The sequence below is a fragment of the Flavobacterium sp. W22_SRS_FP1 genome, assembly GCF_052113685.1.
Classification (GTDB): Bacteria; Bacteroidota; Bacteroidia; order Flavobacteriales; family Flavobacteriaceae; genus Flavobacterium.
The window spans coordinates 1-18,078 of the sequence record NZ_JBGQOE010000011.1 but is presented as its reverse complement, the minus strand read 5'-3'; the positions used below and the strand labels follow the sequence as shown (position 1 = coordinate 18,078).

Here is an 18,078-nt window from a genome sequence, read left to right as displayed (position 1 = left end):
CATAAAAACACTTTCAACCAGTAATACTATGACGAAGGCAATTCGCTAGCATTACACTTTCAATAAAAAAAACACTATGGAAATTACTTTTAACTCATTATATTTTTCGTTTAGCAAAAAAATGGAAAAACACAACGTAACTATCATGCGAATTGCGCTCGCAACCGTTTATATTTGGTTTGGCGCGTTAAAAGTTTTCGGGATGAGTCCCGCAGGAGAACTAGTAGAAGAAACCGTATTTTGGTTTAGACCAGAAATATTTGTCCCAATTCTGGGGATTTGCGAAGTAATTATTGGTATTGGTTTACTTATAAAACGGATCATTCCTTATGCGATTGTTCTACTATTACTGCATATGTGCGCAACCCTTTTACCTGTATTTATCTTAAAAACTATTTGCTTTGACTCGTTTCCGTATTGCCCAACCTTGGTTGGTCAATACATCATTAAAAACCTTGTTTTGATTGCAGGTGCACTTGTGATCGCAGGAAAACACAATGCCGAATATATGAAAGAATTAGACACAATAAAGTCTAATAAATAACAACATTAATTGTTTCTATATTTATAAAACAAAAAAGGCCTAACATCACTGTCAGGCCTTATTAATCTAATTTCAAATTATTCTAGTCAACTAGAACAATTACTTTATTGTCTTTCATTTCTAATGTTCCTGCAGATATACCTAAGGTATAATTCTCAGCATTTACTTTGGTAAACAATCCTAGGGTCTCTTTGTTAAACTGAAAAGTTGGCGCCGTAATACTGACAGTCCCTTTTTGAAGCAACGAAACAATCGGTGCGTGATTATTTAAAATTTGAAAACTACCATCAATACCAGGTACAGATATTGAAGTTATTTCTCCTTTGAATAATGAAGCCTCTGGTGATACTATTTCTAAAATCATTTTTTATTTATTTTAAATTCTAAATTTTAGATTTTAAATTAATTTATAATTCAAAATTCAATATTTAAAATAGATTAAGCCTCTGCCAACATTTTCTCTCCAGCCTCGATAGCTTCTTCAATAGTACCTTTTAAGTTAAATGCTGATTCCGGCAAGTGATCTAATTCACCATCAATAATCATATTAAACCCTTTGATAGTATCTTTGATATCAACTAATACACCTTTTAATCCTGTAAACTGCTCAGCTACGTGGAAAGGTTGAGATAAGAAACGTTGAACACGACGTGCTCTAGAAACTGCTAATTTATCTTCTTCAGATAATTCTTCCATACCTAGAATCGCAATAATATCTTGCAATTGTTTGTATTTTTGAAGAATCTCTTTTACTCTTTGTGCACAGTCATAATGCTCATCACCAAGAATTTGTGGTGTTAAGATACGAGAAGTTGAATCTAACGGATCAACCGCTGGATAAATACCTAGCTCAGCGATCTTACGAGACAATACAGTTGTTGCATCAAGGTGAGCAAACGTTGTTGCTGGTGCCGGGTCAGTTAAATCATCTGCAGGTACATAAACCGCTTGTACAGATGTAATAGAACCTTTGTTTGTAGATGTGATACGTTCTTGCATCGCTCCCATCTCTGTAGCTAATGTTGGTTGGTACCCTACTGCAGATGGCATACGACCTAAAAGTGCCGAAACCTCAGAACCTGCTTGTGTAAAACGAAAGATATTATCAACGAAGAATAATACATCTTTCCCTTGATCTGTTCCTGCTCCATCACGGAAGTATTCAGCAATAGATAATCCAGAAAGTGCTACACGAGCACGAGCTCCTGGTGGCTCATTCATTTGACCGAAAACGAAAGTAGCTTTAGACTCTCTCATTCCTGGCATATCTACTTTAGATAAATCCCATCCTCCATTTTCCATAGAGTGCATGAAATCGTCACCGTATTTTATAATTCCTGACTCTAACATCTCACGAAGTAAGTCATTCCCTTCACGTGTTCTTTCTCCTACTCCTGCGAATACTGAAAGTCCACCGTGCCCTTTTGCAATATTATTAATCAACTCTTGAATCAATACTGTTTTACCAACACCTGCTCCACCAAACAATCCAATTTTACCCCCTTTTGAGTAAGGCTCAATTAAATCGATTACTTTAATACCTGTGAATAAAACTTCAGAAGAAGTTGATAGATCTTCGAATTTTGGCGCTTGACGGTGAATTGACATTCCGTGCTCTCCTGTTTTAGGTAAATTACCTAAACCATCAATGGCATCTCCAATTACATTGAACAAACGTCCGTAAACATCCGCACCAATAGGCATCTGGATAGGAAAACCTGTCCCTACTACTTCATAACCTCTGCTCAAACCGTCTGTTGAGTCCATTGAGATAGTACGAACGGTGTTTTCACCAATGTGAGATTGTACCTCAAGTACCAATAGGGTACCATCTTTTTTTGTGATTTCTAATGAATCATAAATTTTGGGAAGTTCAACATCTTTACCGTTGAAAACTACATCAACTACTGGACCAATGATTTGCGCAACTTTTCCTATTACTTTTGACATTACTTATGTATTTATTAAATAGCTATTTAGGTTTATGAAATAGAAGCAACCGACTTTATCGATTAGCTGCTTTTTTCAAGTTGCAAATATAATTTTTTAAAATAAAAAATCAACACCTTTTTCTATAAAAACGATAAATAAATAAAGGATTATTTATTAGTACTAAATAAATTATGAAAATTGATTAAAAACAAAAAACCATTCGACTTTCGACGAATGGTTTTTTACTATAAAAAGATCTTTAATTTAAAGGGACTTTGGAAATAATATTCGATAATTACCTAAATCTACTGCTTTTAAATTAGAGCCATAGGTTGTATTAATAGCTTCAATGAATTTATTTGCAATAAGAGCATATCCTCTAGGAGTTGGATGAACTCCGTCGAGAGAGAAAGCGCCACCTGTCACATAAGCACTAGTAACCGTATAACCATTTGCGGTAATTCCTCCATTGCCTAACTTATCCATCACAACTTTAGTATCCACAAAAGCCAATCCTTTGTCAGCAGCAGCAGATTGAATAGTTATATTAAAAGCATCTGTAGCTACCTTGACCTGCAAAGCTTCATCTGCAGTTAAAACATGTCTATCTAATAATGGATAAGACACCCCTAATGTACTAAACGGCCCAAAAGGAGGAACGGTTACAGTAGTATTTGGATCTAAACCATTTACAGACTTACCAAGAACACCTTGGGAAGTTAGTAATATATAATCTTTACTTCCTGCCACATTACTTGCATGACGTGCTTGACTAAAGATATCTCCAATTAAACCCGCAAAAGTAGGTCCATAAGTCGATGTCAATGCCGCTTTGATTGCAGCAGACCTAGGCTCTAATGTTTCGTCAATAATTAATAATGGATTAGTTGATACAGCAGCCAAAGTTGCAAACCTTGGTTTTGTTTCGTTTAAACTAGCAAATAATCCATTTAAACTAGCAAATAATCCATTTAAAGTAGCCGCGTTGGCAGCATCTAATGGAATTGGATTCGTAGGTACCGTTGTAAAGAAAGGCAAAGTACTCACATAAGGAAGATTAGCCACGACTCCTTTTGCACCGTTGGCGGTTAGACCTGTAACTAACGCATTAAAAGCTCCCGCAAAAACAGCAGGATTTGTAATATCGTTAGATCCATAATTAGCGGGGTTAGTGTCAATAACCCGGTTAACCCCAATCCCCCCTGAAGTAGCATAAGTCAAAACATCATTGCCACCAATCCATAAGGAAAAAAACGTGGCACTTTGACTAACCCCATCAGCTGCAACAGTTGTTCCAGTACTTGATGCAAAACGGCCGAAATAAGGATTCAAAGCTGCATAACCCGGAGTTACCAAGTGAAAACTCTTAGCCCCAGGTATTCCCATATTATTGAAAGACCCAGTCAACTTAGTCGTTATTTCGGTCGTTGGAAGTCCCGAAACTGTTACAGGAGCTTTCCCATCAAAATAGAGTCTAGGACTTCCCGCCAAGTTGCCCATAAACAAGAACCCTCCAATATTATCTGCCATTAAGGGAGTCGTAAAAGCACCTCCTCCTACTAAAGCAAATTGCTGCGCCATAACATTAGGATAAGCACCTTCTTGCCCCTTAACAAACAAAGCACCATCACTATACCCAGCAGCAAAGGAATCTCCTAAAGCCACATATTTGGCGAAATTTGCTGAACCTGCCGTCAAAGGCAATCCGTCTGATGAATTAGACACTGTTATGACTTCATCATCATTATTACACGCTACAAAGGTTAGAGAAACCAATAAAAGCCATTTGAAATTTTTTATCATTACGTATGTTTTTTAAATTTTTTTTTATCTCAATATTACGGGTTGATTGTCCAAGAAGCAAAATACTGTTGCCCGATCAAACCAGCTCCTAACACTTGGCCATATTCCTTTCCTCCAATATTTGAGGCACCTAGTTTTAAAGTTGATTTAAGTTTTGGAAAATCGTAATTAACTTGCGCATCAATTACAGTAGCAGCAGCAATTAAACCGTCTACCATTGTAGATTGCCATAAATATTCATTATTATATCTTCCGCTTACGTTAAAACCAAAGTTTTTGAATAATTTTTCGTTTCCAAATGATGCTTTCACTCTATGTTTTGGCGTATTGAAACCAGCTTCAAAACTTGGATCCCTTGCTTGATCAAATTTGAATTCAGCATAGTTATAAGTAACACCCACTTCAAAATCCCTATACACTTTTCTGGAAAGACCAAGACCAAAACCAAGTGATTTAATCTCAACATCTGTATTAGTATATAATTGATACACTCTAAAGTCTCCTCCTTGCAGTGCCGCTAATGTTTGGAATCCCGGGTCAGCAGGATTTGGAGTAGCATTTGGAGCATCTTGTGTTGTACCGTAATAAGGTGCAATTACATTTAAGTTTCCGATAAAATCATTATAAATATTATAATATCCATTAATATCAACTGACACGCCTCTTATCAACGAACGGTAACCCAACTCAAATGCTTTAACTTGCTCCGGCTTTACGTAATCAACATTTGTTTTTCTTAGTAAGGCTGTATTTCCCGTTGCACTAAACTGACCTACAGATGTTGCAGTATAAGAATTATTATATGCATTTAAACCTGTCAATGTAACCGTATTTGACCCAAGTACTGCTTGACCAAAAGCAGAGATTGTACCACTTCCATCCACATCATTCCCTCTCACTTCTGAAAATCTAGTTAAGTTATCCGGAGCCGAACCGATTAAAACGGCGCTACCTACATTAAAACCAATGTATTGATCTTGTGTTGTTGGGTTTCTGAAACCAGTTTGAAACGACCCTCTAAAATTATGTCTTCTACTTTCTCCTCCAGAATACACTAGCGAAACTCTTGGCGAAATATTACCATCAAAATTCTGCGCTTTATCATAACGCATTGAGCCTGTAAATTTCAATCGGTCATCAATAAACTTTTTTGTTAATTGCGTATAAGCTCCGTATTCATTATAATTAATTGGACCATCCTTGTCCGTGTAAATTCTACCTTGAGAATTTAACTGGTATTCTCTAAAAGAACCACCTACTTGTATTTCGGCAAATTCAATAAGATCTTTAAAGTTATAGTTCGCATCTGAATGATATATTCTAGAATTATCAACTAATTTCGAACCTGTTAATACATCAGCCTCATTTGTTACTTTATTAAAAGCAGCATTGAAAGCAGCCGTTCCAGGAATTAATCTTCCTGTATCTGCAGTAGTTCTTGCAGCAATATGCGCATTTTCTGGTGTCTGACCAGCTAATGTAGCCTGCACAAATGCTCCTGCATATTGTCCAAACCAAGTTTTATCATCTTTCCAAACTCTGTTTATATTAATACCGGTAAAAAGCATATCATATGATTTCCCACCATCTTCATTAGTAGTATATCCTCTAATAAAAAAGTTTTTGCCTTTTATTTCTAATTTATGTTGTTGCATAAAAAAGTTGTTCAAATAATACCTATTCGCACCTTGATAAACAGCATTCCCAAAACCAAACTTACTCTGCCAAATAACTTCTACGTCATTTGCAAACGGCTTGTAATGTAGTGAGAAGTCTATTTTAGTATTGCTCGCCTTGTTATCCGTTAAACTAGTTTCATTATATCCAGTTCTACTCACATTTGTGCTAGGAAGTAAATTCACCGCTGAAGAAGGGATTAATCCAAGAGCCGCTAACGATGATCCAACCCCTTTTATGTTTGTAGAAACCTCGTCACCATACACATTTATACCGTCATAATTGATATGACTTCTATCTCTGCCAACATTCGTTTTATCATCATAATTCGTCGCAAACCAGTCTGTCCCTCTCATGTAGGTGAAATTAGCCTTAGCAGCCAATTTAGGACTGAAAGCGTGCGCCATTCTAATCCCATAATCTACATAGTCATTTGAACCTGCCGCTTTTTGGCTTGTCTGACCAAACTTTGCATAAGCAGTAATTCCCTGACTTGTGAAAGGACTTTTACTATTCATAAATAATATACCATTAAATGCATTCGCTCCGTATAAAGCTGAAGAGGCACCTGGCAAAAGCTCAACACTTTGAACATCAATTTCAGATATACCAATCAAATTTCCCAAAACAAAGTTTAACAATGGGGAAGAATTATCCATTCCGTCAACCAACTGCATAAAACGAGTATTAGCCACCGTTGCAAAACCACGGGTATTGATTGATTTGAAGGACAAACTGCTTGTATTCATTTGTACTTCTTTCAAGTTCTCTAAGCCGTCATAAAATGTAGCCGAAGCAGACTTTTTAATATCGGCGATTCCCATTCTTTCGATGGTAACAGGAGATTCCAAAACTCTCTCTGGGGTTCTAGAAGCAGACACCACAATCTCATTAAGTAAGGTTTGCTCCTCTTTAAGGACAACTCTAACGTTTTGGTTATTTGATGTAATACTTATTCTTTTTGAAATAAAACCTATACTTGTAACCTCGATCACATAAGGTGCTTTTACTGATGAAATTAAAGTAAACTTTCCATCATTGTCGGTAACTGTCCCTGTGGCTTCTCCAACAATTTTAATATTAGCACCAAAAATAGGCTGGTTGTCATTTTCGACAACGGTACCTGAAGTTGAATTTTGAGCAAAAGTGATGCTGCAAAAAAACAATGACAACAAAAGTAAATACATTCTCATTTGGTTGGATTTTATAGATTTATACAGCCAAAATACAATTAATTTTGATATTAATAAAAAAACGTTAAAAATAATTCGTTATTGTTAAGGTATTATTTAGATTTTAACACAATTACAGCAATTTAATTTTTGTATTTATCTTCGATAATATGTTAAAAAAATGAAATTTACTATGCGTACATACTAATTTTAAGATATATTTGAATTAATCGTAAAAATAATCGCTCAATATATATTTTTTAACAAAAAAAAAGCGAGATCAAAAATCTCGCTTTTTTTCTTAAATATTATTCAACTAATGATTTATTCGACCGTCACTGACTTCGCCAAATTTCTAGGCTGATCAACATTACAACCTCTCAAAACAGCAATATGATATGATAAAAGTTGTAATGGTATTGTTGTTATGAGTGGAGATAAAGCATCTGATGTTTCAGGTATTTCAATAACATAATCTGCCAATTCACGAACTTGCGTATCTCCTTTAGTAACTACTGCAATGATTCGCCCGCTTCTTGACTTAATCTCTTGAATATTACTCACTATCTTATCGTAATGCCCTTGTTTGGGAGCAATAACAACAACTGGCATTTGCTCATCGATAAGAGCTATCGGGCCATGTTTCATTTCAGCTGCGGGATAGCCCTCGGCATGAATATAAGATATCTCTTTTAGTTTTAAAGCACCTTCAAGGGCAACCGGAAAATTATAACCCCTACCCAAATACAGACAATTAGGTGCATCTCTAAAAGTTTCAGCAATTTCCTTAGCCTTTTCATTGGTTTCCAAAGCTTCTCTAACTTTCTCTGGAATTAATTCGAGTTCTTGCAAATACATATGGAAATCCGCTAACGATAAGCTTCCTTTTGCTCTTGCCAAACGAAGTGCAATCATCGTTAAAACGGTAATCTGTGTTGTAAAAGCCTTAGTAGAAGCTACGCCTATTTCAGGACCTGCATGGGTATAAGCGCCTGCATGTGTTTCTCTCGATATAGAGGAGCCTACAACGTTACAAACTCCAAATACGAAAGCTCCCTTTTCTTTAGCCAACTTAATGGCGGCCATCGTATCTGCTGTTTCACCAGATTGGGATATGGCAATAACTACGTCCTTACTATTAATTATTGGATTCCTATATCTAAATTCAGATGCGTATTCTACTTCAACCGAAATTCTAGCAAATTCTTCAAAAATATATTCAGCAACTAAACCTGCGTGCCATGAAGTACCACAAGCGACTATAATAATTCGATCCGCGTTTAGGAACTTTTCTAAATTATCCTCAACTCCAGACATTTGAATTAGGCCTTTGTTTGCATGAAGCCTTCCTCTGTAAGTGTCTTTAATAACACTTGGCTGCTCATATATCTCTTTCAACATAAAGTGATCGTAACCCCCTTTTTCAATCTGCTCCAAATTCATTTGAAGTTCTTGAATATATGGATCTACTGTCGAGTCGTCTTTAATTTTCCTTACTTTCATAGGCTTATGTAGCCTAATGTTTGCCATTTCACCATCTTCTAGATAGACCGCATTTGAGGTGTATTCGATAAAAGGAGAAGCATCTGAAGCGATAAAATACTCGCCTTCACCTATTCCAATTGCTAAAGGACTGCCTAAACGAGCAGCTACAATTTCATTAGGGTTTTTTTTATCAAAAACAGCAATTGCATATGCTCCCACCACTTGGTTAAGCGCAATTTGAACCGCCTTCCCTAACTTTATATTTTCTTTTTTCTGTATTTCTTCAATTAGGTTTACAAGAACCTCACTATCAGTATCAGAATGAAAAACATAACCCCTTTTTTTTAATTCTACTTTTAAAGGAGAATAGTTCTCAATAATACCGTTATGGATTATTACCAAATCGCCTGAATTAGAAAGATGGGGATGTGAGTTTACATCATTAGGAACGCCATGCGTTGCCCAACGCGTATGACCAATTCCTATCGTACCATTGGTAGAAATTTCTTTGGCAGCCCTCTCTTCAAGGTCTGCAACTTTACCCTTTGTCTTACTTAGCTTTATAGCCTCACCGTCATAAATCATGACTCCGGCACTATCGTAACCTCTATATTCAAGTCTTTTTAATCCTTTTATAACAATCGGGTAAGCCTCTCTGTAACCTATATATCCAACAATTCCACACATAGTATTCTCTTAATTAGGTTTAGTATAATAAATTTCCAATTTCAACCTTTTATCTTCAGGCACGGTCGACTTACTTCCGTATAGAATTGTCCCTAGCGGACTCATAACTGAAGCTCTCGGAGCCTGAGATATCAAAGATCCTGCTGTTCTTAATCGAGATGACGCCGTCGTATTTATATCCTCAGTAACAACAACACCCAACCTAACGTTAGTTGAATCAGCATTTTTAATAAGATTCCGTATTTGATTTGTAATTCTTATCTTATAAACTCCATTTGTGACATCTTCTTTATTTAAAAGACCCCCAAATACTATTTTCCCGTTTTTAGCATTAGTACCTGCAGTCGCGTCTACCGCATAGTCAAAAACCGGTCTGTTATTATTTAAATCATATAAGTAAATTCTGCTCGGCTCATCTGCACTTGCCATTGCACTTGCATCAACATGAAAAACAAGATTAGCCTCATTAATTAACCATCCATTATTCCTAATAGTTTCTAAATCATCCGCTACCCCGTTCTTGTCGGCGTCCGGACCAAAAAGTTCGATTATCGCCATAGCGCCTTCTCCTCCTTTTAGATAAAGCTTTTCATCGCCAAGCGTTGTGCTAATATTAGCAGAACTAGTAGCGTTAACATACGAGGTATTTGTATTGCTTTGTTCCAGCAAACTAACTGTATTACCAGTCAGATTAAGAACAATCGCTTTTTCAATTTTTGTATTGTCCGTAGATGAAGTATCCTCCTTGTATTTTATTGTAATTTTTCCCTTCTTGAAATCTAATTGCGCTAGTGCACTTGGACTACTTCCTGATTTTTCTACCTTAAAATACAAACCTCTAAAGTATTCTTTAAAAACCTCATTTGTAGATAATTTCCCTGCTGCAACACCATCAATTATTTTGGTTTTAAAGTAACTTGAATTAAGAGTCAATCGCATTCCAGGAGCTGTTCGGGTAACAACGTCCTTGCCATCCGTCGTAGTGGTTTCTTTATATTCAGCAGCACTGAAAGAAAACGAATCATTCTGTGAAGTATTACTGTCGTTATTTAAACGACTTCCTACTTTAGAACCATCAAAATCTGCGTTTTGATCCGTAAAATATTTTTGCGCTTCCTGAAAACCACCTGCAGGATCTAAATCTCTCATAAAATAACCTGACTCATACACGCTTAGTTTAATTTTAGCATCGGTGGCGCCATATATAGAATCTAATGCATATAGCTGATCCCCATTAGTTTCAGTAGATATTAATGTACTGAAATAGGGTATTGTTAAAATTACACTTTCGATTTCCGGGTTAATCCCTATCACAGGATTTGGAGAATTCAGTGACAATTGAGTTGCGAAATTTGCCGTTGTCGTACCGAAAGCAGGATTATCAAGTATCCCTAAAGAGTTTATTGCAAGATTATTTGATTGAATTGGACCAATTTTTTGATTATAAGCTAATACACTCGCTGTATATTTATCAAAATCAAAATGATTATCACCTATCAGTCCGTCTCCGATTGTATTAAAGTCTTTGTCACAGGAATATAAAAAGACAACACAGCTGACTATTAGAATTTTCTTAAAAAAAGAATTATTGTACATATTAGATAATAAAAGTTTAAATTACAGGACCTCGTTATTGTAAAAATTACTGTATGCTTCCGCAAAAGCATCTTTGGCGACGAAAGGTAAAAAAGGTTTTCCTGAAGACTCTATAAATTTTGTTAAACTTGGAGACAAGCTGTCTGTTGCAATAATAACAGAATCTGAATGCTGAATTGAAGTTTTTATAATACTTTCATAATCAGGTGTTTTTAAGTCGGCTATAGCTTCAACAGGGATTCCGTCTAGTACTATTTTATTCATCATTTCGGGATCTAAAGTACCCTCAAACGATTGACTGTAAACAGAAGTAACAATCTTAGTATCTGAAAACAAAGCTTCATTTTTATAATAATGTTTCATGTAGATAGGCAACATCGCCGCCATCCAACCATGAACATGTATGATGTCAGGCACCCAGTTCAATTTCTTAACGGTTTCTACAACTCCCTTTGCAAAGAAAATGGCGCGCTCGTCGTTATCAGGATACATCACTCCTTCTTCATCTGCAAATGTGGCTTTCCTTTTGAAATATTCATCATTATCAATAAAGTAAACTTGTATTCTTTCTTTTGGTATAGACGCCACTTTTATTATCAGCGGCATATCTAGGTCATTTACTACTAAATTCATTCCCGAAAGTCTAATTACTTCATGTAATTGATGTCTTCTCTCATTTATGTTTCCATATCTAGGCATAAAAATTCTAATCTGTCCACCTTGATCATTAACCATCTTCGGCACATCGTAAGACATTAAAGAAACCTCATTTTCAGCCAAATAAGGCACCACTTCAGATGATACATATAATATCCTCTTATCTTTCATATTGTAATTTGATTAATTTATTGGTAATAAAAACCAGGCAAAATTACAAAAATTTATGCAGTTATTAACTAATATATTATGTTTGCATTTAATTTTAATAATACGACCATGCATATTTTCAATGGAAAAGAAGCTTTAATAGACTTTTTGAAATCTATTAAGTCTACAAATTCCACCACTGGTTTTGTTCCCACTATGGGGGCATTACATCAAGGGCACTTGTCGTTGATGCAACAATCATTGGCAGAGAACGATAATACCGTGGTTAGTATTTTTGTAAATCCCACTCAATTCAATAATCCTGAAGACTTATCAAAATACCCAAGGACGTTGGAATCCGATATCGCCAAAATATCAGGTTTAAGTTCTAAAATAATTTTGTATGCCCCGTCTACTGAAGACGTATATGAGGGAAAAATCTTGTCACAGGAATTTGATTTTGACGGATTAGAAAATCAAATGGAAGGAAAATTCAGACCTGGCCATTTTAATGGAGTTGGAACCATAGTAAAAAGGTTGTTTGAAATTGTAAGCCCAACAAATGCTTATTTTGGAGAGAAAGATTTCCAACAATTGCAGATCGTAAAAAAAATGGTCGAAAAAAACAACTTGGATGTTACCGTAAAAGGATGTGCTATATTTAGGGAAACAAACGGTCTTGCCATGAGTTCGAGAAATGAACGCCTATCAGAGCAAAAAAGAGCCGAGGCCGCAATAATTTACAAAACCTTAAATGGCGCAAAAGAAAAATTCAAAACGAATAGCGCCGTGGCAGTAACGCAATGGGTTGAAAAAACATTAAAAGAAACCACTTCCTTTGACCTAGAGTACTTTCAAATCGCTGACGAAACCGCATTATTACCTTGCCTTAGAAAAGATAAAACCAAAAAATACCGTGCCTTTATAGCGGTTCTTGCCGATAATATTCGATTGATTGACACCATTTCATTAAATTAATTTACTTTTGTATCATGCAAATTCAAGTATTAAAATCAAAGATCCATCGGGTAAAAGTTACCGGAGCTGATCTAAATTATATTGGTAGTATTACCATCGACGAAACATTATTGGAGGCTTCAAATATCATTGAAGGGGAAAAAGTTTCAATCGTGAATATCAACAACGGCGAGCGCTTTGAAACCTATGCCATAAAAGGAGAGAAAAACTCTGGTGAAATAACACTTAATGGCCCTGCAGCCAGAAAAGTACAAAAAGAGGATATTATTATTATCATTTCTTATGCTACTTTGGATTTTGAAGAAGCCAAAACCTTCAAACCTTGGATTATTTTTCCAAATGAAAAAGACAATTCTTTAACATAATTTAAATTAGTTCGGAAATAAATGTAATTTTAACATTACAAAAGACAATAGCCCTCCTACCTATTGTCTTTTTTTATTCTAATTCAAACAAAAATAATTACACTAGCTATGGCCAAAGTAAAAACCTCCTTTTTTTGTCAAAATTGTGGTGCGCAATATGCAAAATGGCAGGGACAATGTAATTCCTGTAAAGAATGGAATACCATTGCCGAAGAAATTATCCAAAAAGAAGAAAAGACAGCCTGGAAAAGCGAATCTTCCTCGAAAAGCAAAGCCCCAAAGCCATTAAAAATTAACGAAATAGATTCTACTCAAGAAATCCGAATGGACACTACTGATGCAGAACTAAACCGAGTTCTAGGAGGCGGTATTGTTCCTGGATCGCTAACCCTTTTAGGAGGAGAACCTGGAATAGGGAAAAGCACCCTTTTACTTCAAATATCCTTAAAATTACCATACAAAACTTTATATGTTTCCGGCGAAGAAAGCCAAAAACAAATCAAAATGAGAGCAGAAAGAATCACCTCTATCAGTGACAACTGCTACATACTTACCGAAACAAAAACCCAAAACATATTCAAACAAATTGAAGCGATTGAGCCCGAAATCGTCATCATAGATTCGATCCAAACTCTTCATACCGATTATATCGAATCGACCGCTGGTAGCATCTCCCAAATTCGTGAAACCACAGCAGAACTGATCAAATTTGCCAAAGAAACCAATATCCCGGTTATTCTTATTGGTCATATTACCAAGGATGGTAATATAGCCGGCCCAAAAATTTTAGAGCACATGGTTGATACTGTTTTACAATTTGAGGGGGATAGAAACCACGTTTACCGTATTTTGCGTTCTCTAAAAAATCGCTTTGGTTCTACCGCTGAAATAGGAATTTACGAAATGTTAGGAAGCGGCTTACGCGAAGTTTCAAACCCTTCTGAGATATTAATTTCACATAAAGATGAAGAGTTATCTGGAACCGCCATTGCATCTACTCTAGAAGGAATGCGCCCATTAATGATAGAAATACAATCGCTGGTAAGCACTGCAGTATATGGAACACCTCAACGCAGCACAACGGGTTACAATGCAAAGAGACTAAACATGATATTGGCCGTTCTGGAAAAAAGAGCTGGTTTTAGGCTTGGCGCCAAAGACGTATTTCTAAACATAACCGGAGGTATAAGTGTTGATGATCCCGCCATTGACTTGGCCGTCGTTGCAGCCATTTTATCTTCTAATGAAGACATTCCTGTAAATAAAGGTTTTTGCTTTGCTGGAGAAGTTGGTTTGTCAGGAGAAATTCGTCCCGTAAACCGGGTCGATCAACGCATTCAGGAAGCCGAAAAACTGGGCTTTTCGACCATTTTTGTATCGAAATATAATAAAATTGCCTTGAAAAATACTGGCATAAAAATCCAATTGGTTACAAAAATTGAAGATGTGGCTAGAATGTTATTTGAATAAACTCTGTTTAAAACACTACTAAAGAGACCTTCCATTTATCTAATCTTTTAAAAAATATATAACTCTGATTACCAGACATTAGTAGGTTAATTATAATTGCTTTGTCATTTTTTTTTGTAACTTTATGTAGTGAGTATTATACTTCTATAATAAAGAAAGCTAAAATGAAAACCTCTGACAAAACAATGGTTCTTTTTTATCAACAAATCGGCAAAGTATTTTACAGCATTGCCGCTGTAGACAAAACAGTTCGCCCTGAAGAAGTTAAAGAATTAAAGAAAGTATTACAAAAAGAGTGGTTACCCCTTGAAAACAGTGTTGATAGCTTTGGATCTGATTCAGCATACCAAATAGAGATTGTATTTGACTGGTTAGTGGAAAACGAATGGAATATAGATCAAATAATACCCGATTTAAAAACATTCAGAATAGTACATAGCAGTTTGTTTACAGACCAAGTAAACGCAATGATTTTGAAAACTGCCAAAGCAATTGCAGACTCCTTTGCAGGCAAAAACAAATCCGAACATGTTTTAATAAGCCAGCTCAATGCAGTTTTAGAAAAGCAATATTAGAATAAAACTCACAGCATAATTACTTAATGAAATCTAAAATTGTCCACTGTAATTTAAAAATAAGAAAAGATGAAAAAGCAAACAGGTATTTGGATTGACTCAACAAAAGCAATCATCGTAAGTCTTGAAGACGGTAAAGAAGCAGTAACAGAAATACAATCTGATCTTGAGAATCGTGTGTATCATGATAAAGAAGGAGACAAAGGAAGTTTCTTTGCTGGACAGCATATTGACTCTCAAAAATCATTTGATGAACGTAAAAAGCACCAAATAAACAGCTATTTAAAAGATGTTATCTCGACAGTTAATGGAGCTGACGAACTTTATATTTTTGGACCAGCAGACACAAAAACCAAATTAGAAAAAAAAATAAATGCTGAGAAATCGACTATTGCCAGCAAACCTAAATCTATTGAAACAGCTGATAGCATGACTTCAAACCAGATTGTGGCAAAAGTCAAACAGTTCTATAATCAAAAATAATAATTTTCCGTTGAGGAGATCAACCTCTTGTTATAACAATTGCCGCAAAAACTACAGCAAAAAATGTTGTGGTTTTTTTTTATATTCCTAATAAATAATTTATTCAAATTAGGAGCTTATCAAAACTTTTAATAGTTTACATCCCTAAAAGGTCTTCATTTGCACAATCTAAAAAAAGCTGGTCCAGATAAATCATTTTTTGAATAGAAGCTTTTAACGATATATTTATATGTTTTTACAAATCAAAAACTAACCGACACTGCAATTCATGAAAACCAGAAAACAAAAAACAATTATTTTGCTGAGTGTGCTTACGGCAATCTTTCTGGTTTTATCTATAGCTTTCTTTGCCTTTAGAAATTTTCTTTTGCAGCAAGCCATCACAAAAGTTTCAACCAAAATGGAACAAGAATACAGCAGTCGACTCTCTGTAAGAGAAGCTACTTTTGAAGGTTTATCAGGAGTAAAGCTAATCGAAATAACATTAGTTCCAGAACATGCCGACACCCTATTTAGAATTAAAAAAATCAAAACCAGTGTCAGTTTCTGGCATTTATTTCTTGGTGAAGTGCAACTAGGCAGTTTAGAAATTCAAAACGGTCTCGTACAACTAATTCAAAAAGGCAAAGTAAAAAACTTTGCAGCATTTCTAAAAAAAGAAAACAAGGAACCTACAAATAAGGATAAGAAAGATTATGCCGCTTTTGCTTACAGAATCATTTCCAAAGCACTCAATCTGGTCCCTACGGACATGCGAATAGAAAATTTGACATTCAAACTAGATGACAATGGTAAAAAAGCAATCATCGCCATAAAAAAATTAACCATTTTTGACGAGCAACTGGAGACATCCATAAACGTACAAACCAATACTTTTTCGCAGCGCTGGAAAATAAAGGGGTTTGCAGATCCCAGAAATCAAAAAGCAGATATCCGCTTATTCAATATTGACACGGGCGCCATTAAAATGCCTTATTTTGACGAACGGTACAATCTGAAATCAAGTTTTGATTCCATTCGATTAAAGATCGAAAATATTGACAAAAGCGGTGATGAATTGCATATTGACGGCCTTACATCTATCACAAATCTCAGGTTCAATCATCCAAAAATAGCCAGCAAAGATGTACTAATAAAGAACGCCCAATTTGACTTTCGATTGCTACTGGGTTCCGACTTTATTTCCATAGACAGTAGCTCAACCGCTCAGTTTAATGCTGTGAAATTTCATCCTTATGTAGCTTACGATACGGAATCAGATACAATTTACAAACTCAAAGTCAACATCCCAAAGATGAAAGCCCAAGATTTCATCTCGTCTCTTCCAGAGGGTCTCTTTACCCATTTTAAAGGAATGGAAGCCGAAGGTACTTTTGATTATAACTTAAATTTTAAATTCAATAAAAACAAACCCGAACAACTCGCTTTCGACAGTACTTTAAAAAAAGAAAACTTAAAAATTACAAAATACGGCGAAGCAAATCTTAACAAACTCAACGGAGAATTTATCTACAGAGCAATAATAAATGACGTATTACAACGACCTGTATTAGTAGGAACTGCTAATCCTAATTACACAGCTATTGATCAAATTTCCCCCTATTTAAAAAAATGCGTCCTGACCACAGAAGACCCTTCTTTCTTTTCACATCAAGGTTTTATCAATGAAGCCTTCAAACAGTCGATCGTAAAAAACATAAAAACTAAAAAATTCTCTAGGGGCGCGAGTACCATTAGTATGCAATTAGTAAAAAATGTGTTTCTTACCCGAGAAAAAACAGTTTCCCGAAAACTAGAGGAAATCCTCTTGGTTTACATTTTAGAAAACAACAGAATAGTAAGCAAAGAACGCATGCTGGAAGTTTATTTTAATATTATCGAATGGGGACCTAATGTATATGGAATAGGAGAAGCCAGTCATTTTTATTTCCAAAAAAGTCCTTCAGAATTAACGCTAAACGAATGTTTGTATCTTGCCCGAATTATTCCCAGTCCGAGAAAATTCATGTATCAGTTCAATGACCAAGGGAAACTTAGAGATTTTGCCATAAAACAGGAAAGTTTTTTAACGAATATCATGATCCGAAGAGGACTTTTGAATATTGATGATACGATCTATAAATCACAGCCGATGAATATTACTGGGGCTGCTAAATCACTTATTAGATTCCGAGTTCAGGATTCTACTACTGTTGATAGCTTAGCGATGCCTCCTGAATTTGCGTTTTAATGTCTTCGCAGAATGAATGTCCGGAGTCCGTGATAGTCTTAATATTTGAATAGAAAAAAGCCCACAAAAAGCTTTTCTTTTGTGGGCTTTTTTAAAAAATTTGCTCGTCTTGCTATTACAAATCAGGGAGCAGGATCTGGAATTAAAGCCTGAACTTCATTAATTGCTTGCAATACATCCTCAGCTAAAGTGACCTTGATGGGAACATTACCCGTGTATTATCACGGAATTAAAAGCCATATAAACCTAGTATTTATAAGAGAAGTAATGATTT

The 18,078-nt window shown here is 35.5% G+C and carries 14 protein-coding genes; 7 read left to right on the top strand and 7 right to left on the bottom strand.

Annotated features, from left to right (window positions below):
- Positions 1 to 121 precede the first annotated feature (121 nt).
- Positions 122 to 544, top strand: coding sequence for a DoxX family membrane protein (locus ACEN2H_RS08110; protein ID WP_441731829.1), 423 nt, complete (start codon positions 122 to 124; stop codon positions 542 to 544).
- 82 nt (positions 545 to 626) lie between these two features.
- Here the strand turns inward: ACEN2H_RS08110 and ACEN2H_RS08105 are convergent, their stop codons facing one another.
- The 7 genes from ACEN2H_RS08105 to ACEN2H_RS08075 form a co-directional block, all read right to left on the bottom strand.
- Positions 627 to 908 (bottom strand): F0F1 ATP synthase subunit epsilon, encoded by a 282-nt coding sequence (locus ACEN2H_RS08105; RefSeq protein ID WP_441731828.1) that lies wholly within the window; start codon positions 906 to 908, stop codon positions 627 to 629.
- A gap of 74 nt (positions 909 to 982) precedes the next feature.
- Positions 983 to 2,494, bottom strand: coding sequence for a F0F1 ATP synthase subunit beta (gene atpD, locus ACEN2H_RS08100; protein ID WP_441731826.1), 1,512 nt, complete (start codon positions 2,492 to 2,494; stop codon positions 983 to 985).
- Positions 2,495 to 2,740: 246 nt separating this feature from the next.
- Positions 2,741 to 4,279 carry a G-D-S-L family lipolytic protein gene (locus ACEN2H_RS08095; RefSeq protein ID WP_441731825.1) on the bottom strand — a complete coding sequence of 513 codons (1,539 nt, stop codon included), beginning with the start codon at positions 4,277 to 4,279 and terminating at the stop codon, positions 2,741 to 2,743.
- 35 nt (positions 4,280 to 4,314) lie between these two features.
- Entirely contained in the window at positions 4,315 to 7,149 is a 2,835-nt protein-coding gene (locus tag ACEN2H_RS08090) for a TonB-dependent receptor domain-containing protein (RefSeq protein WP_441731824.1), read from the bottom strand.
- A gap of 303 nt (positions 7,150 to 7,452) precedes the next feature.
- Positions 7,453 to 9,300, bottom strand: coding sequence for a glutamine--fructose-6-phosphate transaminase (isomerizing) (gene glmS / locus ACEN2H_RS08085; RefSeq protein WP_441731823.1), 1,848 nt, complete (start codon positions 9,298 to 9,300; stop codon positions 7,453 to 7,455).
- 9 nt (positions 9,301 to 9,309) lie between these two features.
- Positions 9,310 to 10,896, bottom strand: coding sequence for a DUF4270 domain-containing protein (locus tag ACEN2H_RS08080; protein WP_441731822.1), 1,587 nt, complete (start codon positions 10,894 to 10,896; stop codon positions 9,310 to 9,312).
- Positions 10,897 to 10,917: 21 nt separating this feature from the next.
- Positions 10,918 to 11,724 (bottom strand): glycogen/starch synthase, encoded by an 807-nt coding sequence (locus ACEN2H_RS08075; RefSeq protein ID WP_441731821.1) that lies wholly within the window; start codon positions 11,722 to 11,724, stop codon positions 10,918 to 10,920.
- Positions 11,725 to 11,802: 78 nt separating this feature from the next.
- Between ACEN2H_RS08075 and panC the strand changes: the two genes are divergently transcribed.
- The 6 genes from panC to ACEN2H_RS08045 all read left to right on the top strand — a co-directional run bounded on the left by panC (position 11,803) and on the right by ACEN2H_RS08045 (position 17,804).
- On the top strand, positions 11,803 to 12,681 hold the full coding sequence (panC, locus tag ACEN2H_RS08070) for a pantoate--beta-alanine ligase (protein WP_441731820.1): 879 nt from the start codon (positions 11,803 to 11,805) through the stop codon (positions 12,679 to 12,681).
- A gap of 14 nt (positions 12,682 to 12,695) precedes the next feature.
- Entirely contained in the window at positions 12,696 to 13,046 is a 351-nt protein-coding gene (panD, locus tag ACEN2H_RS08065; protein ID WP_441731819.1) for an aspartate 1-decarboxylase, read from the top strand.
- Between the two features lie 108 nt (positions 13,047 to 13,154).
- Positions 13,155 to 14,516: a DNA repair protein RadA gene (gene radA, locus ACEN2H_RS08060; protein ID WP_441731818.1), complete on the top strand. Its 1,362-nt coding sequence runs from the start codon at positions 13,155 to 13,157 to the stop codon at positions 14,514 to 14,516.
- Between the two features lie 164 nt (positions 14,517 to 14,680).
- Complete coding sequence (locus ACEN2H_RS08055) at positions 14,681 to 15,091, top strand: hypothetical protein (protein ID WP_441731816.1); 411 nt, start codon at positions 14,681 to 14,683, stop codon at positions 15,089 to 15,091.
- A gap of 69 nt (positions 15,092 to 15,160) precedes the next feature.
- Positions 15,161 to 15,574, top strand: coding sequence for a hypothetical protein (locus ACEN2H_RS08050; RefSeq protein ID WP_441731815.1), 414 nt, complete (start codon positions 15,161 to 15,163; stop codon positions 15,572 to 15,574).
- A gap of 268 nt (positions 15,575 to 15,842) precedes the next feature.
- Positions 15,843 to 17,804 carry a transglycosylase domain-containing protein gene (locus ACEN2H_RS08045; protein ID WP_441731814.1) on the top strand — a complete coding sequence of 654 codons (1,962 nt, stop codon included), beginning with the start codon at positions 15,843 to 15,845 and terminating at the stop codon, positions 17,802 to 17,804.
- The last annotated feature ends 274 nt before the right edge of the window (positions 17,805 to 18,078 follow it).